Source organism: Dolichospermum sp. FACHB-1250, assembly GCF_014696335.1.
Lineage (GTDB): Bacteria > Cyanobacteriota > Cyanobacteriia > Cyanobacteriales > Nostocaceae > Dolichospermum > Dolichospermum planctonicum.
Genome location: NZ_JACJPZ010000002.1, coordinates 128381 through 153601 on the forward strand (window position 1 = coordinate 128381; position 25221 = coordinate 153601).

The window sequence follows — 25221 nt, forward strand, 5'->3', positions numbered from 1 at the left end:
AAAATGCAAAACAGTGAATTATAAATTACGTCTATTGCCACCAAAATTTACCCTAACTTGGTAATCTTAACAGATGCTCTATCTTAGAAATCTAACTTATCACCCCACGGCTTGCCCCAAAGCAATTCTCCAAGCCATTAACTTAGAATTACCACCCCAGAAACTGGGTTTAATAATTGGACCTAGCGGTTCAGGGAAAAGCACCTTATTAGAAATTCTATCTGGACTAGCTGATCCTAGCACTGGTGGGGTTTTTTGGCGAGAGCAGGGACTCATAGCTGAACAACTGCAACAATTAGCAGGTTTAGTATTTCAATTTCCAGAACGACACTTTTGCGGGGGGACAATTTTAGAAGAGTTGCGCTTAGGACATCCTGAACTAGGATTAGAACAGGTTAAACAAGCATTAACAGAAGTTGGATTAAATAATTTATCTTTATCTGTATCTCCTACTAATTTAAGCGGTGGACAACAAAGACGGTTAGCTTTAGCAGTCCAATTAATTCGTCAGCCGAACTTATTGCTATTAGATGAACCCACAGCCGGTTTAGACTGGTCTATGCGTCGTCAACTGGTGAACTTATTGGCCAAACTAAAAAAAGATTGGACATTGTTAATTGTAACACATGATGCCAGTGATATGTTACCAATAGCTGATTATTGTTGGACATTAGATCATGGTATTTTAAAATCAGTTGAGCCGACAACTTTGGGAAATAAAACACAAGGAGTAGTGACTAATTTACCAGATTAATATTAACTTTCTTCTTCGTTGTTCTTCCTTCTTTGCGTCTTCGTGGTTCATTTAATTCATATTTTGTCAAGAAATAGGGAATTTAACCGCAGATAAACGCAGATGAATTTGATATCAATGTTCAAGTAAAAATTGGCTAAAATTAATGGGAAAAAGTGATTTTCAATAATGGATATAGAACCTTTATCTATCGCTAATTTACCGAAAATGGCGGAAATATGGGAAAAGACCCTAAATTGGCAACCGACAAATCTACAAGAAAACCAATTTCAACAACTTTATCAATTAATCATTGCGGGAAATCGCCAAATTAACTTAACTCGCATTACTGAACCTGAAGAATTTTGGGAGAAACATCTTTGGGATTCCTTGCGAGGAATTGCACCAAAACAAATATTTATTCCCGGTATTGACAGGGGAAAACGGATAATTGATATTGGTACAGGTGCAGGTTTTCCTGGTTTACCAATTGCTCTAATTTTTCCCAATTCTCAAGTTACACTTTTAGATTCTACGGGTAAGAAAATTGCTTTTATTGAGACAGTTTTATCAGCACTTGCTCTCAATAATGCTAAAACTTTACTTGGGAGAGCGGAAGAAATTGGTCAACAGTATGAACACAGACAAAATTATGATGTCGCTGTGATTCGGGCTGTGGGAAATGTTTCTGTTTGTGCTGAATATAGTTTACCATTAGTCAGAAAAGGCGGTTTGGCGATAATTTATCGGGGTAGTTGGAGCGAAGCAGAAAATGAAAGTTTAGAAACTGCTGTTGAACAATTAGGTGGAGCAGTTGAATTAATTGAAGAATTTTCTACTCCTTGGAGTAATAGTATGCGTCATTGCCTTTATTTGCGAAAAGTCACCAACACACCAATTAGTTTTCCCCGTGGGGTTGGTATACCCAGTCAAAAACCAATTTAATCAGCGAATTTCTCGATTTTAGATTAGATTAGTGATTAGATATCTAATAGCGTGAGAGACTCAACGCTAACAGCGACAATAAACCTAAAATTCCCAAAATCTAAGTGTTAAATTTGTCTCAAAATGGGTGTTCTGTATGGGTTGCTTCTTCAACAGAAAGGCTGCTGACACCAACCGCTGTTGCTCTTGGTAAATTTGATGGTGTTCATCTTGGTCATCAAAGAGTAATTCAGCCAGTATTGCAGTCAGTATGGGGTAAAAGTGGGGAAAATTCAACCGACCCAGACCGAAAAAATCCGCGCCCTTACTCAACCGTTGTTACTTTTGATCCCCACCCCCATGAGTTTTTTACAGGACAACCCCGTGATTTATTAACACCACTGGATGAAAAAGTGCAACAATTGCGATCGCTTGGGGTAGAACAATTGGTATTATTACCTTTTGATAGAGAATTGTCCGCTCTTTCCCCGGAGGAATTTGTGGATAAAATTCTGGTTCAACAACTCCAATGTCAACAAATTAGCGTTGGCCAAGATTTCTGTTTTGGCAAAAAGCGTATGGGTACAGCCCAGGATTTGCAAATACTCGCAGCTAAATACAATATACCCGTGACCATAGTTCCTATAAAAAATGATACAGACAGCTTGTCCACAACAGATGATACTCGTATCAGTACATCCTTAATTAGGGAAAGTTTAGAAGTAGGTGATATTCCTAAAGCAAATCGTCTACTGGGAAGACCTTATACTCTTACGGGTGAAGTAGTAACAGGTCAGAAATTAGGTAGAACTATCGGCTTTCCTACGGCGAATATCCAACTACCAAAGGATAAATTTTTACCTCGTCATGGTGTTTATGCTGTGGAGGTGATGATTCATAACGAAACTCCAGATACAGACTCTATTCCGCAATTAGGGGTAATGAATATCGGGAACCGTCCCACAGTTAATGGTATAGATACTCGTGTAGAAGTACATTTTTTAAATTGGTCTGGTGATTTATACGGAAAAATTTTAGAGATACAACTAGTAAAATTTTTGCGTCCTGAACAGAAATTTCCCTCTTTGGAAGCGCTGAAAGATCAAATTCAACTTGATTGTACAGCAGCTCAAGCAATTTTTAATTCTTAATATTGGGGGGAATTTTTAATGTCAACTTAAATATTGCAGCGATTTTTAAGTAAATGAACCAAGTTTGAAAATCTTACGCAAAGGAAGAAAGGAATATAAAAACAAAAGTGTGGTACAAGTACATTAAAATTGCTGTAATAAGAAAGGTAAAAAGTGCATCTACAAATAAAAAACCGCTTATTTAATATCAAATATCATGGGAGGTATAACCTCCCAAAAAGTATTTCTATTATATAGCACTTGCGAAAAAATTTTTAGAAGAAGATCATGGTTTTAAACTTTTTGAAATTAATTATAAAATCTGTGATTGAATAATATATTTAAAAGTAAAACCATTTCCAAAAAGCTGTTTTTTGCTTTCCTCTCCTTGTGTCGGTGGTTTAGCAACTTCAGAAATTTTTAATTCTCATGCTAGATTAGAATTTTTACGTGGTAATACTGTAGGAAAGGCTAAACTATTAAACAAGTTTTTAGTCCAAACTCAGAAACAAACCTTCTACATTTCCCCCCAGTGAGAAATGGTTATAATAAATTTATTCAGGACTTACGTATAAAGTATTGATGATTTAAAAAGTACCCAGGACGCACTAAATTCCGTAAATACCGATAAATTAACCAAGCTAAAACTCCTAAACAGAGATTGAGCGTAATATCCCTAATTATAAACCAAAAAATTGCCGGTTCAAACCAAAGTTCCCACCGCAAAGGGCTAATTTTTCTATACAAAATCAAAAATCTAAATATAGAATTTCCAACCAATAAAAACATTAATAATACTAAACCCTTTTGCCAATTACGCACTGAGGATCTATGTCCAGAAATTAACACTAAAGGACTTTTACCCTGTAATTTTCTCAGTAATTTTTCCCACCGCAAAAACATCCATAACAGCAAGGGAAATAAACCATAAGTAAGTAAGTATAAGGGCTGTGGAAACCTGCCAGCAATAGATAAAATATTAACTAAAGCATGAAAAAAGACAGAATTTAACCAAGCGGTAAAAATCAAATTCCGATCTTGATCGCACCTTGGTTTAGTACCAAAATATACCGCCAAAGCGTAACCCCAAGGAGCGGAAAACATCACATGAACTGGTGTACCAATAGTCCTTTCTAAAATTGAGGATGTACCATTAAATAGATAAATCCAGGTTTCTTCTGCTGCAAACCCTAACGCTACTGCTATGGTAAACAAAAATACGGTAGTACATCGCAAATAATACTGACGTTGTAAATAGCAAATGGGCAGAATAACTGCTACTAATTTACAACTTTCCTCAATTGGTGCTATTGCTAATATTTGCCGAAAAATTACACCAAAAAAATGACGCTGTATCTGTTGCCAGTTTAAAAGCCAGTCAGCAGTGTTTTCCAGAGCAAATTCCAGCCCAAGAGCCACAAAACCAGATATAGCGCCAATAATGAACAATATGAGTAAATTTAACACAGGTGGGGCAGCAGGGGTTCTGCGGTAGTAAAACCACAAAAACAGCAAGGGGGGAATCACTGCCCATAGCACTAGTAATAAATTATCCACTCACCTGAGCAATTACAGTACGATGACGGGGACTATTGCTAGTAATAGTAGGAGCGTTAAAGCCGGACTTAATTAAAGCCTGTTCAATGTCCAAACTAAAATATTCGTCTAAATAAGGTTCGGTGCTTTTGAGCAGTGTCAAAATATAAGGTGGCATTTTTTTGTAATTTTCTGCTTTGGGGTTCATGTCCATAATTGCTAAGTGGCCACCTGGACGTAAGATACGTCTAGCTTCAGTAAAAATCCTGTAGTTTGCTGATTGTGGTAATTCATGACACATCAGACAAATAGAAACTAAATCAAAGGTAGCATCTGTAAATCCTGTAGATTCTGCTTGAGCGTGAACCCAGTTAATTTGAGTTTGACGTTCTTGACTACGATAATTAGCTACAGCTAAGAAGTAAGGAGATAAGTCTAAACCGGTAATTTTGGCTTGGGGATAAGCTGATTGTAAGGCAAAGGTACTTAATCCCACCGCACATCCTAAGTCTAATATATTTTGTGGTTGGGGATAAATTTTTTCTTTGAGAATATTGTGGTAACTTTGACGCAGTTTAGTGTCACCTTGAGAACCGGCTTCAGTCCAGATACTAGCATGAACGGTGCGAGCAGCCACTTCTAATTCAAAAGCTGCTGGCCAACTTAAATTTCCGTGTTCGTAGGCATGAAATGGCCGCAAATAGTATTCTGGGTAATTAATTTGAATTTGGGGATTTTCAACTTTTGATAAGTCTTTTACCCAGTCACGCTGTTGCAGTTTTTCTACTTCCTCTGTCCAGGGTACACCTATTTTTTCTGCCCGTTTAATCATCATTTGTCGGGCTTGGTGTTTGGCCAGGTTTGCTAGGGGTTTAATCGCTAAAATGCCATTAATGAAGCGAGAAGCTAAATCAGGGGCATTGTTGATGGTAGTTGTCATAAATCAATTTTGGTAAGTAGCCTTTACATACATTAAAGCCTAAGGATTTGATGAAATTCAATACTTACTTGAAATATAGGAATAATATTTGATTTTTGATAGCTTGCGTGGCGTAGCCATACAAGACTCAGTAGGTATCAATTCTGTCTTTTCTGTTCCCTGTTAAGAGTTCCCTGTTCCCTGTTAAGAGTTCCCTGTTAAGAGTTCCCTGTTAAGAGTTCCCTGTTCCCTGACCACACAAGTAAATTCACAGAATCAAACCGGATTCCTATATTATCTTGAAATATTATCTTGAAATATTATCTTGAAATATTATCTTGAAATATTATCTTGAAATATTATCAAAGTGGTTGTAATTTAATAAACCTTTAATTTACGTGTTGGTGAATGAAGGTATGAATTTGTCTCACGCAAAGACGCAAAGGCATGAACAGTAAGGAAATAAAGAAATAAGGAAATAAGGTTACACCAGAAATTCTTGATTTTTAAGGATGATTATTACTTCTCAGCTTTTGGGCTGCAAGATAGATTTTAGTCCATTCACTTAGAACTTGATGGGTTTTACGTTGTAGTTTTTGGGCTATTTCTTCTATGGAATTACCAGCTTTACACAGGTTGAGAACTTGCTGGGCTAAAGGGGTTAATTGTTCTTCAAGTTGTTGCCATTCTGTTGCAGTTAACCCTAAGTTATCTTCTTTTAAGGATGTGGAAAGCCAGTTATCTACTAATTCTGGTTGACCTTTAATCGCAAAAATTCGCACAGCATGATAACTAATTTTTTCTCGCAGACGATATACTTCTTTAATAGGTTTATTAAGTTGTTTGGCAATTTGTTCTTGAGATTTACCTTGCAGATATAACTGCAACCAATCAACTGCTAGTTGTCCAATATTTGCTAATAAATATTCTGCAAATTCTTCTTGTACGAGTTGACGGTTAGCTTGTTGTTCTTCTAGATATTGGATTTCTTGATATTGTGCGATCGCTTGATTATCAATTAAGCTAACAGGATTATCGTTATTTTCTGCTATAATCTCCTCGGAAACAAGTCTCACTAATTCACTGGTAGGTACTTGTGTTAAACCCCCTCTCTGGATTCTTCTTAGGTAATTAACAAACCTGTACATTAATATTGGTTGATTCCGAACTGGACGTAAACAATATTCTTCAATACTAGCAAATAACAACATATCTCGCAATCTTTTATCTGTTGTTAATGCGCTAATTTGGCTCATTTGTTGTTGAATATAGGAATCACTTTGTAATAATTCCTGAAGCACTTCTTGAAGTACATCAACAACACTACGTTGACGATCTCTGCTTAGAGATATCCAAGACTGAATTTTATTTCTAATCGTAACTACGCTACCCAAACGACTAATAAGTTGACAATAAGCCTTTTCTCTGCTCATTCCTAAATAGCGTTTGTGCAAAATTCGCCACCGATATTCTATTGCTTGTTTAGCAATTTCTAATTCTTTGGGGTTAAGTAAATTAAACCGGTTTAAATCTATTTCCAACAGCCAGGAAATAATACTTTCTCTATTAGCCTGACTTTGTTCTGGACAGTCTGTAGCCAGTCGTTGTTGCCAATATTCAGCTATATCTACCCCATTTTGTGTCATAGCAATATTGCTCTCCTCGAAATTAGATTTGGCGATTTAGTGGCAATTAATAACTCCTAATTTATTATGTATAAGATTTCTAGAGTGATTGACCGCAGATAAACGCAGATAAGAATAGATGATTTAATAGACATTGCCGGTAAAGGATGTAGAGAGGTTCTTCTGTTAGGGATTCTCGGCTCTACAATCTTTACCGTTAGATGTTTATGAGAGGATGTTTTAAAAGCGAATATAATTCGCTACTACACAAGCCAATTTCACTTGGGTGGACTAATGAAAAACCAAGGATTTCTAACCTGCATAAGCAGGTTTTATCTGTGTAGCCGTGATTGACTATGGCCGATTTCAGTATTAATTTAGACTACTGCATTCATCCTCTTACCCCTTACCCATTGATAAAGTATTAAATTAACCCCTGTTAGAGGCAGCAATGATGGGATTTTCTACGGAATCTCTATACTGTTGTACTTCTGCTGTATAAGCGATTGGCAATACAGCCTCTACGTTTTCATGGGGACGGGGAATAATTACCCAAGATTCTAAAGTACCACCATAAACTTTTTCTACAGCATCTACACCGGCAGCCATAGCGGCTTTCACTTCGGAAACGTCACCACGAATGTTAACTGTAAACCGGGCGCTACCAACTCTGATATAACCAACTAGGGTAACTCGTCCTGCTTTCACCATTGCGTCTGCTGCTGCGAGTACAGCGGGAAAACCCTTAGTTTCTAATGATCCGACAGCCTGTAATGACATTTTTCATCTCCTGTTTTGAATATAAAGTTATGGAGGGCTACAAATTATTTGTATGAAGGAATACTTCAATTTTTGATAGCGCACTTACTTAGAAAATACGGAAAGGTTCGGATTTCGATGTGAAGTGAATGGGTAAGACCGTTTCTACGTTTTCCGGAGGGTTGGGAATAATGTAGTGGGTAATAACCTGACCACCATAGATTTCTTCACCCGCAGTAATACCTGCGGCCACGGCTGTTTGGACTTCGGCAACGTGTCCCCTGACGGCAACTATCAAGCGACCACCTTCGGCGATACCATAGTACACAATGGTGACACCCGCTGCTTTGACCATGGCATCTGCTGATGCTAAAACCGAGGGAAAACCTAATGTTTCAATTACGCCAACTGCCATTGGCATGGGCTGAATCTCCTACGTTAGGGATAATTGATTCTTATTTTACGAGGATTGTGTACCGATTTTTATTTTTGTGGAAATTTTCTTTTTTAATTAATTACTGGGTATTGTTGCAAGTGGTACGCGCTGATGTAAACTGGGTTTTATGTTTCCAAGTTTTCTCCCCCCCGCAGTTGGGCAACTCACACAAACCACATCTATCGCTTTGGCCCAAAATATCCAACGTCAGGCGATCGCTATTCCCTGTATAAATGCAACTACTGATACTACTTATGTCCATCAAGGTCAGGGTGGTACACCGATTTTATTAATTCATGGTTTTGATAGTTCTGTCCTTGAATATCGGCAAATTTTGCCTTTACTAGCTGAAAATAATGAAGTTTGGGCGGTGGATTTATTAGGGTTTGGCTTTACGGATAGATTACCGGGAATTACTTATAGTCCTGAATCAATTAAAACTCATCTTTTCTCTTTCTGGCAAACCTTAATTAATCAGCCTGTGATTTTGGTGGGTGCGTCTATGGGTGGTGCGACCGCTATAGATTTTACCCTTACTTATCCAGAAGCAGTAAAAAAACTGGTGTTAATTGATAGCGCGGGGTTGAAAGCTAATTCCCCATTAAGTAAGTATATATTTCCTCCTTTGGATTATTGGGCTACGGAATTTTTACGAAATCCGAAGGTACGCGATCGCATTTGTAGAACTGCTTATAAAAATCCTAGTCTAATCTCTGCGGATACTTTATGTTGCGGAGCCTTACATTTACAAATGCCGAATTGGACTCAGGCTTTAATTGCTTTTACGAAAAGTGGCGGTTATGGTGCTTTTAAATTTCCACAACTGGCCAAAATTGCACAACCAACCTTAATTTTATGGGGTGATAGTGATAAAATTTTAGGAACTGGGGACGCTAATAAATTCGCTAAAGCCATTCCTCAAAGTCAGCTAATTTGGATTAAAAATTGTGGGCATATTCCCCATTTAGAACAACCAGAAATTGTCAGTCAACTTATGTTAGAATTTCGGAAATAATCTGATTAACAAGATCCCAGATTTCTTCAAGAAGTCCGGGATGTGATTCCTAATTTTAATCATATAACCAAGTATTTTTAGAAAAATCTTCACTATCTTGATTTGGTTTTTCTTGAAGTCTTTCTATGGATCTATGGGATTTTTTGTATTGAATGGATTTAGAAATTTGACTAGTTTGTTGACTAGGTTGTTTAAAAACTTTGATTTCTTCTAACAACTGAGAATTAGAATCTGCTAATTGTAATGCTGTTTGTTTCGTTTCATAAAGTTCTTCTGTTAAGCGTTCTGTTAATGCTTTCTTTTCAGAAATTACCATTTGTAAAGCATTAATTTTCTGAATGAGAGTAGATTCTTTTTGTTTTAATGTATCCACGGTTTTTTGCAATTCTTTTATAATTGCTTCTAGTTCCGACTGAGTATTAATTCTGGTAATGGGAGTCTCAGGAGTTTGTATTTGTGGTTCTAATACTGGTTCAGCAATAATTTCAATTATTGGTTCACCTTGAAGGGGTATAAATTTCTTGCCTTCTTCCTGTGTTAAATTAGAGATATTTTTTTTAGCCATGAGATTATGAACTCCAATTATATCGTTATTATTCAAGTATAAACCTGGAAGTGACAAAAAAACATAGATACCCAACTTCTTCCATAAATATGAATTGATCTGGATTTATCTGACACAGAGTCGTTCCAGCTTAAAATCTTGATGACTGTGAGTATCAGCAACGTTAAATATCAAACTGTCTTCACTTCTAAGTTTTCTGGAGTGATTTCTAGAGTTGATAAAACTTCTTCCTCAAATAATTCTAAATCAAACCAAAAAGTAGTACCAATACCAACCTCGCTGACTAAATTAACCTGACTGTGATGTCTGTCAATAATATTTCTGACAATTGATAAACCTAAACCTGTTCCTTCCAGGGTATGAACCCTATTTTCCACGCGAAAGAAGCGGTCAAAAATCGCTTGTTGATCTTCTGGGGCTATCCCAATTCCCGTATCACTGATTTCAATTCTCACTTTACCAGGTTGATGATGAGAATTAGAATTATCATCTAGTTGATAAGCTCTGATAACTACCTTACCACCTGCGGGAGTAAATTTGAGAGCATTACCAATTAAATTACCAAAAACTTGCAATAATAAATCGTAATTTCCTAGAACTAAAGGTAAATTAGGAGTTAATTCCTGGAATAATTCCACACCTTTATCTTTAGCATTAAGTTGATAGGTACGTAATGTTTGTTCTAGTGCTTGTGGTAAATCTACTTTATCAAAATTATAAGTCCGTCCAGATTCAAGTTTTGATAAATCCAAAACGTCATTAACCAAACGGGTAAGTCTGTCAGTTTCATTATTAACTGTTTGTAAAAATTCCTGTCGTTCTTCAATTCCCAAATCTTCGCCATAATCATGTAAGGTTTCAATATAGGTTTTGATATTAAATAATGGTGTTCGTAATTCGTGGGAAATATTGCTAATAAATTGGCTTTTGGCTTCATTTAATTCTACTTCACGAGTAATATCCTGGACAGTAATAGCGATACCTTTAATACTTTCCCGTTGTAGGTTTAAAACAGTTGTTAAAAGAATGCGAACTGTGCGTTGAGTTGGTTGTTTAAGTGGGATACGAAATTCAGCACTTTCACATTCACCCGCAGCCATTTCATATAAAGTCCGGGATATTTCCATTTGCACACTTTGGGGTAGATGGCGTAAAATATTATTACCAACAACATTGACATTTTCCCAACTAAAAATACGTCTGGCCGTGGGATTGACTAATATTACCTGCATATTATTATCAATCAAAACTGCACCATCAGCAATGGTAGAAACTAAGGTTTCTAACTTAGCTTTTTCTGCGGTTAATTCTTCAATATTTTGTTCTTCATAGCTTTCTAAACGCTCGGCCATTTCATTAAAACTAAGAATTAGTTCACCTAATTCACCTCCTAATGGTATATTTATGCGTTGTTTAAAATTACCAGCAGCAATTTGTTTGACACCTACGAGTAATTCTTTGATAGGTTTAGTAATAGTTAAAGCATTAATTACCCCCGCTAAAATTACCATCACCCAAATGGTGATAAAAACCGCCAGGGTAACATCACGGGTGAAATTAGTGGATATGACTGCGGTTTGGTTGGGATTAATACCCACCGCTAACAGACCTAAGTATTTTTTATTGACTATCAAGGGAACAAATACATCTGTAACTATCCCGTCAGGAGTATTATGTTGTCTAACCAGAGGCTGATATTCATCACCGGGATAATCTTCTGGTAATTGTATCCGGCGCTTAATACTCAGGGAATCTTCCACTTCTGGCTCCCAAAAAGGAATACCAAAGAAAATTTTCCCAATTTCGTCAGCGTAAAGCAGATAGCGGACGCTAGTGGTGCTGCTATAAAAGCGTTCGGAAAATTGGGCTACCTCAGTCAAATTATGATCAGCAATTAGGGGAGCTACATTAGCTGCTAACAATAACCCTAAATCACGGCCAAAGCGGGTATCATTAAAACGTGCATCTTGTTGAATTGTGTTCACAGCCCAGAAAGTCAAACCACTCATGACCAGGGAAACCGTCAAGGTAGCGACGGCCAGAAGTTTGGTCTGAAGCGTGAACTCTGACCACCAATTAGCGATCGCTTTTGATACACCAGAAGCAAATTCATCTCGGAAATTTCTGAAAAGAGCCAGCATTTTAAAATTCACTTGTTAGTAGTTCCTTGTTTTCTATCCCAAAAACTCAAAATCAAGGGTTAATTTCCTGAAATTTCTAGGAATTGAGGCTGGGGACAGAATATACTTTTTCCTTTACCTCTTCTTTCCTTATTTAACTATGTTTTTGGCCTAATCACGAAAACTCTGATGTTTAGCTTCATTAAATACTCAAATCCCCGATTTCTATGAAAAGTCAGGGATCTATATCACTTTTTCACTTCTTTACTAAAATATAAGCATTTGTATATTCAGGTAATTTATGAATGTACTGCTGAAAATCTTTTTCACTCGCAAAAGTTCCCGCTAAAAAATCAAGTTGATAAAGGTTTGGTAAAAATGCTCCACCTGTATCCGCAATTACGCCCATTTTTAACCGTTTTTTCCCACTCTGATTATCTTCAATCACAATTATTCTCCCTAAACCAATATTCAGAACATCTCCAGCAAATGTTACTCCTGGTTTAATGGATATTTTGGCTTCTATTTTATATCCATAGCCTTTAATTGCATCAACTTCTTTAAAATACCAGTACCGCTTTTGTGAAGTTGCTTTTACTCCCCGAATATAAGACATTCCGTTATTTTTATCTACATTTAAAAATTCTTTAGTTCCATCAGTAAAATTAACTAATACTGTTCCCTGCATTAGTGCTGCTTCTAAACCATTTCTGGTTAAATAAGCAATAGGTTTAACTTTACCAAATTCTTTACCTCCTGGTTCATAAATACCTGACAAAACATCTTGTTTTGTATAATTAGTGTAAAATTTATCCTGGCTTAATTCTTCTTTAAGAGCATAAATTGGTGTATTATATTCAGAGGTTTTTTCTCGAGAACCAGGATGGATAAAAGCCGCATATTTTGTAATTCTTAATTGTTTCTGTTGAGGATTTTCTGGGTTATGCGCTGACCATTTAATCACGCGAAAATTGGCGTTAATAAAATTTGGATCTTGTAACCTAGTTGTGTGATTGTTAGCAATATCTTCTTCTAAAACTGTGATCATGAAATCTAATGTTTTCAGAATATCTTTAACGGTAACTCCTTGAGTTATTAATATTCCCGTTCTTTGAATATCTGGATCTTCTGAACTATATTTCTCAAAATATTCTCTGGTATTTGTGAGTACGGATAATAAATCACCCTGATGAAAATTTATTTGATTATTTGGTAATTTTACCGTCGTTAATACCTGATTAGAATTTATACTATATTGATATTTTTGCCATTCATTGATAACTGAATACAATATAGATTTATTAGATGGTTTTTGAGTCAATAAATTATTAGATAATCCTACAATTGGAGAATCTACTATTGGGGACAATGATAAATTTTCTGTAGTCTGTTGTTTTTGAATTGGCTGTTTATTCATGAAACCAACTACCAATAAAGTGGTAATAAATGCTGTAATTTTGAATTTTTGATTGAATAAGATCCGCATAATTTATCAAGATAAACAATGATTACCCTCTATTCTAACATTGTTCCCTGTTATGGGTTAAGTATTCTCAACCGTCGTAATAATCTAGTCAGTGGTGGTTCGGGTTTGAGTTTAAAGGCTAGAATTTGAGTCTGCTGTAACCCTCTGAAGTTATTATCGCTGATCAGAATTAGTGATTGTTCTCCGTTGGGTAATTTTGCTCCCAGGGTTAACCCTTCAATATTATCTAATGATACATCTAATCTCCGTAAATCTAATAATAGTTCTTTCTCTACTGGTTTAATTTCAGAGGTGTCAACTTTTGCAATGCTCTCGAAATTACGAATATCCGTAGCCTTGTTTAAGGAAATCTGAAATAAGAAAACTGTAAATCCGAAACCTGTAAAACTTCTTTCTATACTGATAAAATGTCCTTGATTATCAAGTGCTAATAAATCTGATAAACCACTAGCAAATTTACGAGTGGGATTAAAGAAAGGTTTGACGGGTTGCGTCTGGTAGAGAAATTCCCGTTCTGGCTGCTTGGTTAAGAGGTTATATTCTAAAATCCGACAAGAAGTACCAATACCGCTTTTAGCTTCCTTACCATCTTGAATTAAAGCGTTTTCAGTCGCTGTAAACAGAAATTTTTCATCAGGTGTTATGGTGAGACTCTCAAAACCTAAGTTACTGCGGATACCTTTTTTCTTTTGTGGATCTGGTAAAAATTTATCTGGTATGGGTAGGGTACTAATTGTTTGTCCAGACGCCAGGGAAAATTCATCAATAAAGGGATTTACTTGATTGTATATATTTCCTTCAGAAGCGACAAATATAGTATTTTTGCTAGTGAATGCAATTCCTTCCGTATCACTAGTGTCTGGTAAGAATGGTTGGTTATTTTTATTTAATAATTTTGTTACATTTACGGGAGTAACGCCATTATCAGTTAATTTACCTTCGCTAAGGTCAATTTTAAATGTATAAAAACGAGGAGGTGCTTTTCTTCCTGTATCATCGGAAATTACGTAATATAAATTATTTTTAGCATCATAAGTAATTCCCGATAAACCACCAATTTCAGTTTTTTGGAAAGATAAGCCTGTGGGTAGGGTGGCTTCTCCAATAAATTCTACACTACTGACGATTAAAGAGGGAGAGGGGAAATGACTAAAGAAAGAACCGATAAGAATGATCACGAGGAACAGTTTCTGGGGCTTGGGGAGACGTATCATAAACATAAAATAATAGAAGTAAAATTTTTTATAGGTTTATTACCACATTACCACAATCACCTGGAAAAAAAACTAACTAGCCAATCTTTGACGGTACGGGTGGCGCGACAGTCATCTTCATTGTACTCTTGAATTATTGATAATAACGTGCGATCGCCTGTTTCTAACCACTGATCATACCAATAAATACATTTAGCTCCATTAGCTTCCTGTTCACGCCATTCAAAACCTAACCAACGAGCGATAGTTTTTAACGCGTAACTATCTATTGGCAAAACTAAGCTTTGAGTTAATTGTTCATATATGTCAATAAACCGATTGAGGACGGGACGGATTTCGCTATAGGGTGTATGGTAAAGTTTCCCAAGGCGTTGAACTGTATCCACTTCATAAGCACAAAAATGATAAATTGGTGCTTGCGGATATTGACTGACTAAAGCTAAAAATTGCTGCCAAATTAATTGTTCTTGATCTGGTGTTTCGGCTAAAAAGGAGTAAAATCGTTCAGTGTTGGCAATTCTATCCACAACTAAAACACCTAAAAGATAATTTAAATTTAAATCTGGCTGGGCTTCAATATCAAAATAAAGTTCAATGGGGGCTACAAAAGTCAGATATTCTGGAGAACAAGGATCAGGAAGGGTTAAAGGTTGTTTAGTTAACACAGATTGGGCTTGAATAACTAATTTACCAGCTATATTACTATCAAACCCTGTCAGGTTTTCTAAGGTGCTGGGCTGGGTACAAGCAAGTGCTTCTAAACTGGTAATATCCAGATTTTGTAGTTGTGTGTAGCGAATAGGTGTTACACCTGGTAATAAAGAAAGGTGTTGTTGAGCTTGAGCGATTCCATAACAGTGATTGTACCAATGACAAAGGTTACATTTTTGCCGGGAAATAAAAACTTCCGGCGGATTTACAGAATCAATTACTTGAGTATATTCAGTGAGAATATCCAACATTTGTGGTATCCATTTATCTAAATCCACCAAATGTGTTTTGTCTTTATTTCGCAATATCAACCCTGCTTTCTCCAAAATTATACCCTGAACCGTGGCTAAAACTTGGGCATGAAAAGCAATCACTACTTGATATTCCTGTTTAGGACGTTTACCCAATTCAATATTTACCGGCACATAGTTCCAGTTTCCAAACCGAGACTTTCCCGGCTGTTTGACAAGTAAATCCGGGCGACTAAGTAAGGTGTATTTTTCATTGTAAGTGGTTAATAGTACACCATGATGAATATAACTTACACCTCGCTGCATTAATTCTACGGTAGCCGCTGCTCCCGCTTGCCAATTTCCTGAAGGATAATCAGGCTCATAGTAACTTAATTTTGTGACTATTCGCTGATGATTCAGGTTTTTGTCTTGTTGTAACTTTAATACCAACTCATTGCGAATATCTCGCTGATGATAATCACCGTGAGTGTCTAAAAAAGAACGTCGCTGACAGCGTTGAAATTGTAGTAAAAGTTGAGCATTAATTAACATCCTTTTAAATTAACAATAATTTAGAGGATATGGAAGTACCTGTAACCGCAAAATTAATTATATTTTTCATGATCCAAGGGAGTGGCTAATGGATAAACTGGAGAATTGATCAATATGTAACAATATGTAACAATATGTAAATTTATGATCTATCTCCTGATAAATTATGGTATCATGAAGACTGTATGCGGGTGTAATTCAGTGGTAGAATGTCATCTTCCCATGGTGAACGTCGTGGGTTCGAGTCCCATCGCCCGCTTTTAATAATTACAGCAGATTTGATCAGATAAAAAGTATTAGAATACTGAGGCCTTGGTGAATAAAAGGATGAATTTACCTCACACAAAGGCGCAGAGGCGCAAAGAGTAAGAATTTGAGAAGGGGAATTTTTGATTTTCGCAACTAATTCAGGCGTTGCTGAATTGGGGTATGAAATTGAAAAATCAAAAAAATGAAACTCTTACCCTCTGAGACTGGAGCGCCTCTGCGTGAAATAAAATCATACTCTTAATCAGCAACGCCCTAATTCAATAATGCTAGAAACAGAAACCGAATATCTCATAGTGTTAAAACATCCTCTTATTTCCTCTTATTTCTCTGATTTCATTGTTGCCATTTTTCTATATTTTCGATTATAAGATGCAATACCAAGCTTAAAAGCTTACTGAATAGGCTTTTGATGATTTATTAGTATTTATTTACTACTGAAGAGGTAGAATTTAGTATTACCAATTAGTCGCATCAAATGGGTAGAATATGACAACAGTATTATAAAGTAGGTATAGCCAGCACGTGAAGATATTTGTATATCACACCCCCGAATTGACCCCCATTGATACAGTACCAGAATGCGCGATCGCTGTTGATGTTCTGCGGGCAACTAGCACAATGGCCACAGTTTTAGCCGCTGGAGGTGAAGCCGTGCAGGTCTTCAGCGATTTAAATAAACTCATGACGGTGAGTGAAGCATGGCCTCCAGAAAAACGATTAAGAGCCGGAGAACGGGGTGGTGCTAAAGTGGCTGGTTTTGACTTAGGTAACTCACCCTTGGATTGTACAGCAGATTTAGTGGCGGGACGACGGTTATTTATTAGTACCACGAATGGTACAAGGGCTTTACAAAGGATAGAGAACGCCCCCATTGTTCTTGCAGCGGCTTTGATTAATCGGGCAGCGGTGGTGAAGTTTCTCTTGGAAAAGCAACCGGAAACAGTTTGGATTGTTGGTTCTGGTTGGGAGGGTAGTTATTCTCTAGAGGATACAGTATGTGCTGGTGCGATCGCTCATAGTATTTGGCAAAAAACTAATTCTTCCCTGGAGGAAATCAGTGGTAATGATGAATTGATTGGTGCAATCGGTCTTTATTCCCAATGGCAAAATGACTTATTAGGACTACTACATCAAGCTAGTCATGGTCAACGATTATTGCGTTTGGAATGTTTAGAAGACCTGAAATATTGTTCCCAAACCGACATTTTAGATGTTTTGCCAATTCAGCAAGAACCAGGTGTTTTAAAAAGTTGGAATCAGTAACCGAAAAATTATTTTTTCTCAAGAATTAATTGATCTGAATTGGGATTTACAAGATTTGAGAATGTCCGGGATTTGATTTAATTATCTATATTTTTTCATCCTGATCATTCTGAAATCCTGGATATCCTGATTCAGACATTTTTATCTATGATATTACTGAATAGTTGACAGCGGTACACCTAACCAACCGACAAAGTTCTCCATTTCCCTAGAAGAGGGATTTTCCACAGATTTAAGTTGATATTTACCAGGAATTGGTGCTGCTAGGGTGATAGAATAAGTCCGCAATTCATCTTGATGGAAAACAGTAACTTGGATCAAATCATTTGCTTGATAATCCTTCAATCGTGCATTTAACTGATTTCCTACCTTAATTCCATCAATAGCTAATAATTCATCTCCCGGATCAATTCCTGCTTTTTGTGCTGGTGAATCTGCTTCCACAAATTTAATTATTTCTCGACCATTTTCGCTATTTATCCTCACACCTAAATAAGGTTCTTCGTTCTTTTCTTCTACTAATTGTAAACCAAAATGTGGCAAATATTGATTAAATGGTAAATCTTCGAGTCCATGAAGATAACGTTTAAAGAAATCTCCTAAATCCATACCTGCTACAGATTCAATTACCTCCTCTAATTGTTCAGGAGTATAACCAATTTCTGCCTTGCCAAATTGCTGCCACATTTGCCGCATGACATCATCTAAAGAACGTTTATTTTCATGATTAACGCGAATTAATAAATCTAACAAAAGTGATACCATTTCCCCTTTTAAATAATAGGAGATTTGGGAATTACCACTATTAGCATCTGGACGATAAAGTTTAATCCAAGCGTCAAAACTTGACTCCGATAAAGGTTGTACTTTGCGCCCGGGAGTCATTAAATATCTGGTAATTTCCTTACTCAAATAGTTTAAATATGTCTGAGTATTATAAATACCTGCCCGTAAAGGAATAATTAAATCATAATAACTGGTTGTTCCCTCACAAAACCATAAAGATGGTGTATAGTTTTCCTGATCATAATCGAATATTTCTAAACCTTGGGGACGAATTCTTTTCACATTCCATAAATGAAAAAATTCATGGGCAACTAATTGTAAAAACGGCTCATATTTATCTGGAGTCTGAAATCCAAATCTTTGATAAATTAAAGAACAAGAATTTTTATGTTCTAAACCACCAAAAGCTTGCTGAAATAAATGCAGTAAAAACACATATCTATCATAAGGTAAACCACCAAACATTTGTGCTTCTACTTCAATGATTTTTTGGAAATCATTAATCATTGTTTGTGGTTGAAAATTACCTTTTCCCCAAATTGCTAACTCATGGGGTTTATCCAAAACCTCAAACTTATATAATTGATGACAACCAATTTCAAAAGGACTATCAACTAAAGTATCAAAATCTGCGGCTAAGAAAGTATTTTTTGTTTCTGAAACAGTTGGTAAAGCAGTGGTTATTTGCCATTGGGGGTGAGGGGGAATCACAGTTATTTTTAAGGGTAAATTCTCCCAATTAGGGAGTCTGAAAAACAGTGCTGCACCATTAAAATAACCGTGAGTGGCATCTAAATGATTTGTTCTTACTGATAGTTCATTGGCGAAAATACGATAAGATATAGTTACCTGAGAAATATCACCTTTTTCTACTTGCCAATGATTTTTACTAACTTTTCGCCAGGGTAAATTTTCAGTATTAGCAAAAGCGGTAAAATCTTGTAAATTTCTTTCATATTCCCGCACCAAATATGATCCAGGTGTCCACACTGGCATTTTTAAATCAAGAATTTCTGAAGGATAATTAACAATGTGTAATGTGACTTCAAACAGATGGATTTCTGGTTGGGACATTGCCACTAAATAATGAATTTGGGGAGATATTTCTGGAAGTTGAGCATTTAAACGTAGTGCGCTTGGTTTAGTCATCTTGTTTCAGGAATAAAATTGTCAACATACACCAAAAGATTTTTAACTCTGTTTCCTATTCTCTATTTCTTGGTGGGGGTAATTCATGAATTACCCCCACTGTTTTGTATAAGTTCTGTAATTCATGATTACGCGTATGAATTAGATAAAATGAGTATTATTTCTCTTTAGCAGGTTTGAGAGAAAATAACATCTCCATTTCAGTCTTTGATTTACTAGGGCTATTCACAGTCACACCAACGCCACGCATAGAAGTTAAGATAGCAGTAGCATCTGGAGTTAGGGGTTGACTTTGGGCGGATAAATGCTCAATTATGGCGGTGGTTTTGTCCATATCTAAATAGAAATAACCACCATTGGGTTTTTGCAAAGAACCCGTAACAGTTTTAAAGGTATCAGTCTGATCAAGTGCTGTACCTTGACGATTTGCTAGAGTTTCCGCAATTGGTCCGCCAATAGCTAGAAATACAGTATCATTATCTAGCCAACCATGGGAAACAAGAGCGCCTTGTAGGGGAATTTGCCATTCTGTAATGTTTTTACCACCGATATTTTTTTGGGCAATATTGAGAGATTGTTGTTTAGCAAGATTATCAAGTTTAGTGAGAGTGGCTTCAGCAGTTTTGCGATCGCTTGTATCTAATACTAATGCACCTCCAAAACCGACATTAGCTAATAAACCTTGATTAGATTTTACAGCACCTAAGCCAAATTCTCCATTCATCCACCCAAAAATATCTTTATCTAAATCAATTTGTGCAGTTTTTAGTTGTGTCCGAGCTTGTTGGATTCCTTGATTTAATTCAGGATAATCTTGAGATTGTTGCACAAAAGTTTGCCAACTTTTACTAATACCTTGTCCACTAGCTAAAGCGAAGGTTTCACTAGGAAATTGTCCCACAATTTTTGCTGAAGTAGTTTGATATTCAAATTTATTCAGTTGGGGATCTAAATTCACAGTTGCTTTTAATCTCAGTCCTGCATCATCTACTCCCATACCTGCTACCAATGATTTCACCTGCTTAATTTGTGCCAGAGATTGGGGAGGTAATTGTTTAGACTGGGAATTTAATTTTTGTATCATGTTGGCATAATCAGGGACATAAATTTGAGCCAGACTATTTTTAACATCCACACCTTGGCTGAGAATATCGTATGCACCTTCCTTAGTTGCAAAGGAAGGTTCACCTTTATAGGTATCAATGGCTTTTTCTACAGTTTGTCTATTTACTGTTAACAGTAAGTGGTCATTATTCAAAACGGTTGTATATTTTGGTTGACCTTGACCTTTGGTTTCGATAATTTTTTCACCTTTATAGTCTGATTCCTTAGCTGTGATGTTTTTTTGATCTTTTAACTTATTAGCAAATTTCAGCGCAGCTATTTTGTCCTTAATACCTACTACTAATAAAATATTTGGTGCAGGGGGTGAGCCTAAGTTAATAGGAGGTGTCTTTTTTTCATCTGGTGGTAGTACCGCAATCATCACACCACCAACCCAAGGTTTGATATCTGCTTCGTAGGAGATATTACTATCATTCCATATTTGTTGGTTAAAAGCCTGTAACCTTTTTGTCAGTAATTTCTGTGCTTCAGGTGTACCGAATTGGTGCAACTTATTCCAGGCTTCAGGATTAGTGTCAATATAAGTTGCCATTAATGCGGTTTGTGGTACTAATTTAGCACTGCCTAAAGGGCTAGAGCTATCTGTATTACTCTTAAGATATATATAAGCTGCTATACCCCCTGCTAAGATTACAGCAGTACCAATTACAGGAATTAAAAACGATGATTTCTTGTCAGACATTGGTGAACTATCCTGATTTTATTGAAATTTGTGACAGATGATATGAAATACTAATGGGTGGCTGGAGATTCCTCCAATCCAGAACAGATGGAAATCAAGTATATTTTCAGATTTTTCTCAGTTTACTTAATGCCAGCAGATATGGTATATTGAGTATAAAAGAGTTAAACACACCCCGATCATAAACACAGTTTACAATCAAGTGGTAGAAAAACTTTAACTCATCGGTTTTCAAGCTTTAACCATTTTTTATGACTAATTTCCGTTAAATTAACCGTATTTACCGATAAAATCTGGAGTTTATGCTCACCAATAAATTGTAATTAGCTTTAAATAATACTCCTCTATGGTTAGAATTGAATCCGCAAATGATATCTTATTGCTTTAGCAACAACTCACATTCCTCTAGACGGTTCAGGACTATAAGGCTAGTAATAATCAATGTCGCAGTTTCATTTTGATATCGAAAAAACCGGACATAAACGGTTTGAGTTACCAGGAGCAAAACCACACTATAACCCTGACCGACCCGGACAGGTAGAACATATTTTTTTGGATCTGAGTTTGGATATCCCCAACCAAAGATGCTACGGAACTTGTAGTATTCGCTTATTACCGATTCGTAATGGTATTGATAGGTTAACTTTGGATGCTGTCAATCTCCAGATTAAATCGGTACAAGTGGATGAAGTTGAGCAAAATTTTGAATATGATGGGGAAAAGCTCTGTATTCACCTATCACAACCTACAAAAATCGGTCTTCGTCTGATAATTGCGATTAATTACTGTGCTGAAAAACCCCAGCGGGGAATTTACTTTATTCAACCAGACAAACACTACCCCGACAAACCCACCCAAGTCTGGACTCAAGGAGAAGACGAAGACTCTCGCTACTGGTTTCCTTGTTTCGACTACCCGGGACAGTTATCAACTTCAGAAATTCGCGTTTGTGTTCCTAAACCCCTAGTTGCTATCTCCAACGGGGAAATAATTGACATGGTAGAAGAAGGAAAACATAACAGCTACCATTGGTCACAACAACAAGTTCATCCTACTTACTTAATGACTTTGGCCGTTGGTGACTTTGCGGAAATTCGGGATGAGTGGCATAATAAACCCGTTACCTATTACGTCGAAAAGAGACGAATTGCAGACGCTCGACGCAGCATGGGTAAAACTCCCCAAATGATTGAGTTTTTAAGCGAAAAGTATGGTTATCCTTACCCTTTCCCCAAATATGCTCAAGTTTGTGTAGATGACTTTATTTTTGGAGGAATGGAAAATACTTCCACCACTCTATTAACTGACAGATGCTTACTAGACGAACGAGCCATATTAGACAACCGTAATACTGAAACTTTAGTCGTCCACGAACTCGCACACCAATGGTTTGGAGATTTGGTAGTCATTAAACATTGGTCTCACGCTTGGATTAAGGAAGGTATGGCTTCCTATTCCGAGGTAATGTGGACAGAACAGGAATATGGTCCCCAAGAAGCCGCATATTACCGCTTATCGGAAGCGCGAAGTTATTTCAATGAAGATAGCAGTCGCTACCGTAGGCCAATGGTAACTCATGTTTACCGAGAAGCCATCGAACTTTATGACCGCCATATTTATGAAAAAGGATCTTGTGTTTATCACATGATTCGGGCAGAATTAGGAGATGAGTTATTTTGGCCAGCTATCCAAACTTTTGTCCAGGACAATGCTCACCGCACGGTGGAAACTATAGATTTATTAAGAGCCATTGAAAAAGCCACTGGACGGAATTTGGCTTTCCTTTTTGATCAATATGTCTTTCGCGGTGGTCATCCTGACTTTAAACTAGCTTATTCCTGGGATAGTGATGCAAATTTGGCTAAGGTGACAGTCACCCAAACCCAAGCTAAAGCCGAAAGTAAGGATTTATTTAATCTCAAAATTCCTATTGGTTTTGGATATAAGGAAAATCCACAGCTAACAACTTTTACCGTGCGGGTACATGACAAAGAACAAAGTTTTTACTTTCCTTTAACAGAAAAACCCGATTTTATTAGTTTTGATGTGGGGAATAATTACTTAAAAACCGTTACTTTAGAATACCCAATTTCTGAATTGAAAGCCCAGTTAGAATTTGATCCCCACCCCATTTCTCGCATTTATGCAGCAGAAGCTTTAGCGAAAAAAGGCGGATTAGAAGCAACTCAAGCTCTATCCTCTGCTTTGAAAAATGATACATTCTGGGGTGTGCGTGTTGAAGCTGCTAAACAATTAGCAGAAATTAAACTAGATCAAGCCTTTGATGGTTTGCTAGTTGGCTTAAATGATCCTAGTCCATTTGTGCGTCGAGCCGTGATTAGTGCTTTATCACAAATAAAAACTCATAATAGCTATAAGGCTGTAAAGGGTTTTGTCCAGGATGGGGATGAGAGCTATTATGTAGAAGCTGCCGCTTGTAGAACTGTTGGGGCTATAGCAGCAGCGCATTTAGAAGATAAACCCCATGAAGATAAAGTAATTAAACTGCTAAAATCTGTATTAGAGGAAAGAGCGGGTTGGAATGAAGTAGTTCGTAGTGGAGCTATAGCTGGTTTAGCTGAATTTAAAGCCTCGGAAGCAGCTTTAAATTTAATACTAGAATACACAAAAATAGGTGTACCACAACCCTTACGGCTCTCCGCAATTCGCGCTGTCGGGAAAATTTCCACTGGCCAAACTCCTGCTAATATAGAAAGGATTTTAGATCGATTATCGGAAATTGCCAGAGAGACTTTCTTTTTAACTCAGGTAGCAGTTTTGACAGCCTTGGGACAAATGGAAGCCCCAAAAGCGATCGCCATTTTGCAATCTTTAGCGAATCAAACCGCAGATGGGCGCGTCCGTCGCTACGCTGAAGAAGAAATAGCCAAAGTGCAAAAGAATATTGGCACAGACAAAACCCTGAAGCAATTACGGGAGGAACTAGATCAAATCAAACAGCAAAATCAGGAATTGAAAAGCCGTTTGGAAAATCTAGAAGCCAAATCAAAGTAAATAAGCTGTTACCCAGCTAAATTCTACAATCCTGACGTGGCTAAATCTTGTGGTGCGGGCATCCTGCCCGCTATAATTATCGTTAGGTAGTTATTACTTCAAGTAGTGTAACTTTCTTTTTCTTAATCAGGATCACGAAAATGGCAAGGAATCAACTAAAATTCAATTTGACTCCTTGAGATTCCTAAATATATTACTTTATCTATGAATCAATCTAACTTTCCACTGTTTTAGAATACAATGGCGATAACCGATGGAATTATCCTAACCCAGTGGTGATGCAAAATGAATTATTCCGAAAAGCACTGGCAGAAATTACAACATGATTTTAACGCCGAATTGGGGCAATTTATCGCTCTAAATCAAGATATTTTGGCGGAATTATTGACATTTATAGATTTTTCGGAAAAGTTTACTTTGGGATTTATTGAGATTAATTTCCCTCCTCACGGAGAGTTATTAATTGAGGCATTAAAAACAAATTCCCAATGTGAGGAAATTCAATTTGTAATTCTCAAATTTGCTGATCCTAATTTGCGCTTTTTACGTGATGCTATTATTCAGGAATTAGCAAAAATTGAGAAAGAAGCAAATAAAAAGTTAGTATTAATTATTCAAGGTTTAGAAAAATCTATTGGTGTGTTTGGTGAATATCCACCCTTTTTACAAGATTTGAATTTTGTCAGAGACGCTTATAAAAAAACCGTTCCTTATCCTATATTATTTATTTTACCAGATTACGCTATTAACCGGTTAGCTAAATTTGCCCCTGATTTTTGGGCGTGGCGTTCTGGTGTATTTAGATTTAAAACTTTAGAAAAAACTAGAGAAAATGCGATTACTCAAACTTTAGAATCTCATACAGCACTTCCCGGTGTTATGAGGTACAGTAACAACAATTAGTGAACCAATTTTTTAAATGTTGAGGATTCATCAAATCGAGAGCAACAGAAATAACTTTATCAACTATTTC

At 36.6% G+C, this 25221-nt stretch carries 20 protein-coding genes and 1 tRNA gene; 9 read left to right on the forward strand and 12 right to left on the reverse strand.

Going from position 1 to position 25221, the window contains the following annotated elements; all coding sequences use genetic code 11:
- The first annotated feature begins 73 nt into the window (after positions 1–73).
- The 4 genes from H6F39_RS01340 (at position 74) to H6F39_RS01355 (ending at position 3323) form a co-directional block, all read left to right on the forward strand.
- Entirely contained in the window at positions 74–754 is a 681-nt protein-coding gene (locus tag H6F39_RS01340) for an ABC transporter ATP-binding protein (protein WP_137906464.1), read from the forward strand.
- A 168-nt stretch (positions 755–922) separates the two neighbouring features.
- Positions 923–1678 (forward strand): 16S rRNA (guanine(527)-N(7))-methyltransferase RsmG, encoded by a 756-nt coding sequence (rsmG, locus tag H6F39_RS01345; protein ID WP_199290818.1) that lies wholly within the window; start codon positions 923–925, stop codon positions 1676–1678.
- A 104-nt stretch (positions 1679–1782) separates the two neighbouring features.
- A complete protein-coding gene (locus H6F39_RS01350; protein WP_137906465.1) occupies positions 1783–2808 on the forward strand; it encodes a bifunctional riboflavin kinase/FAD synthetase in 1026 nt (341 codons plus the stop codon).
- 353 nt (positions 2809–3161) lie between these two features.
- Positions 3162–3323 (forward strand): hypothetical protein, encoded by a 162-nt coding sequence (locus H6F39_RS01355; protein WP_162501165.1) that lies wholly within the window; start codon positions 3162–3164, stop codon positions 3321–3323.
- A gap of 22 nt (positions 3324–3345) precedes the next feature.
- Here H6F39_RS01355 and H6F39_RS01360 read toward each other — a convergent pair whose 3' ends face one another.
- The 5 genes from H6F39_RS01360 to H6F39_RS01380 all read right to left on the reverse strand — a co-directional run bounded on the left by H6F39_RS01360 (position 3346) and on the right by H6F39_RS01380 (position 8047).
- On the reverse strand, positions 3346–4344 hold the full coding sequence (locus H6F39_RS01360; RefSeq protein ID WP_190396060.1) for a PrsW family glutamic-type intramembrane protease: 999 nt from the start codon (positions 4342–4344) through the stop codon (positions 3346–3348).
- The gene (locus H6F39_RS01365) at positions 4337–5263 is read right to left on the reverse strand and encodes a class I SAM-dependent methyltransferase (protein WP_137906467.1); all 927 of its coding nucleotides are present in this window, start codon (positions 5261–5263) and stop codon (positions 4337–4339) included. Before H6F39_RS01365 ends, H6F39_RS01360 begins: the two co-directional genes overlap by 8 nt.
- A gap of 485 nt (positions 5264–5748) precedes the next feature.
- Positions 5749–6888 carry a HetZ-related protein 2 gene (locus H6F39_RS01370; protein ID WP_190396061.1) on the reverse strand — a complete coding sequence of 380 codons (1140 nt, stop codon included), beginning with the start codon at positions 6886–6888 and terminating at the stop codon, positions 5749–5751.
- 408 nt (positions 6889–7296) lie between these two features.
- On the reverse strand, positions 7297–7647 hold the full coding sequence (locus H6F39_RS01375) for a carbon dioxide-concentrating mechanism protein CcmK (RefSeq protein ID WP_137906469.1): 351 nt from the start codon (positions 7645–7647) through the stop codon (positions 7297–7299).
- Between the two features lie 88 nt (positions 7648–7735).
- Entirely contained in the window at positions 7736–8047 is a 312-nt protein-coding gene (locus H6F39_RS01380; RefSeq protein ID WP_137906470.1) for a carbon dioxide-concentrating mechanism protein CcmK, read from the reverse strand.
- Positions 8048–8189: 142 nt separating this feature from the next.
- On the opposite strand from H6F39_RS01380, the gene H6F39_RS01385 reads away from it, so the two are divergent.
- On the forward strand, positions 8190–9077 hold the full coding sequence (locus tag H6F39_RS01385) for an alpha/beta fold hydrolase (RefSeq protein WP_190396062.1): 888 nt from the start codon (positions 8190–8192) through the stop codon (positions 9075–9077).
- Between the two features lie 55 nt (positions 9078–9132).
- Here H6F39_RS01385 and H6F39_RS01390 read toward each other — a convergent pair whose 3' ends face one another.
- The 5 genes from H6F39_RS01390 to H6F39_RS01410 all read right to left on the reverse strand — a co-directional run bounded on the left by H6F39_RS01390 (position 9133) and on the right by H6F39_RS01410 (position 15958).
- A complete protein-coding gene (locus H6F39_RS01390) occupies positions 9133–9642 on the reverse strand; it encodes a hypothetical protein (protein ID WP_190396063.1) in 510 nt (169 codons plus the stop codon).
- A gap of 170 nt (positions 9643–9812) precedes the next feature.
- A complete protein-coding gene (gene nblS / locus H6F39_RS01395; protein WP_137906538.1) occupies positions 9813–11783 on the reverse strand; it encodes a two-component system sensor histidine kinase NblS in 1971 nt (656 codons plus the stop codon).
- Between the two features lie 235 nt (positions 11784–12018).
- Positions 12019–13248, reverse strand: coding sequence for a hypothetical protein (locus H6F39_RS01400; RefSeq protein WP_137906473.1), 1230 nt, complete (start codon positions 13246–13248; stop codon positions 12019–12021).
- A gap of 50 nt (positions 13249–13298) precedes the next feature.
- On the reverse strand, positions 13299–14462 hold the full coding sequence (locus H6F39_RS01405) for an esterase-like activity of phytase family protein (protein ID WP_137906474.1): 1164 nt from the start codon (positions 14460–14462) through the stop codon (positions 13299–13301).
- A 56-nt stretch (positions 14463–14518) separates the two neighbouring features.
- Complete coding sequence (locus H6F39_RS01410; protein WP_137906475.1) at positions 14519–15958, reverse strand: TM0106 family RecB-like putative nuclease; 1440 nt, start codon at positions 15956–15958, stop codon at positions 14519–14521.
- 187 nt (positions 15959–16145) lie between these two features.
- Here H6F39_RS01410 and H6F39_RS01415 point away from each other — a divergent pair.
- Positions 16146–16217 (forward strand) — tRNA-Gly (locus tag H6F39_RS01415).
- 533 nt (positions 16218–16750) lie between these two features.
- On the forward strand, positions 16751–17491 hold the full coding sequence (locus H6F39_RS01420; RefSeq protein ID WP_137906476.1) for a 2-phosphosulfolactate phosphatase family protein: 741 nt from the start codon (positions 16751–16753) through the stop codon (positions 17489–17491).
- 153 nt (positions 17492–17644) lie between these two features.
- Here the strand turns inward: H6F39_RS01420 and H6F39_RS01425 are convergent, their stop codons facing one another.
- Both H6F39_RS01425 and H6F39_RS01430 read right to left on the reverse strand, forming a co-directional pair.
- Positions 17645–19426: a M61 family metallopeptidase gene (locus tag H6F39_RS01425; RefSeq protein ID WP_137906477.1), complete on the reverse strand. Its 1782-nt coding sequence runs from the start codon at positions 19424–19426 to the stop codon at positions 17645–17647.
- A 157-nt stretch (positions 19427–19583) separates the two neighbouring features.
- A complete protein-coding gene (locus H6F39_RS01430) occupies positions 19584–21233 on the reverse strand; it encodes a DUF3352 domain-containing protein (protein ID WP_137906478.1) in 1650 nt (549 codons plus the stop codon).
- 441 nt (positions 21234–21674) lie between these two features.
- Here H6F39_RS01430 and H6F39_RS01435 point away from each other — a divergent pair, with 441 nt between their 5' ends.
- Both H6F39_RS01435 and H6F39_RS01440 read left to right on the forward strand, forming a co-directional pair.
- Positions 21675–24248, forward strand: a complete 2574-nt coding sequence (locus tag H6F39_RS01435; RefSeq protein WP_137906479.1) for a M1 family metallopeptidase — start codon at positions 21675–21677, stop codon at positions 24246–24248.
- Positions 24249–24533: 285 nt separating this feature from the next.
- The gene (locus H6F39_RS01440; RefSeq protein ID WP_190396065.1) at positions 24534–25151 is read left to right on the forward strand and encodes a hypothetical protein; all 618 of its coding nucleotides are present in this window, start codon (positions 24534–24536) and stop codon (positions 25149–25151) included.
- Positions 25152–25221: the final 70 nt, after the last annotated feature.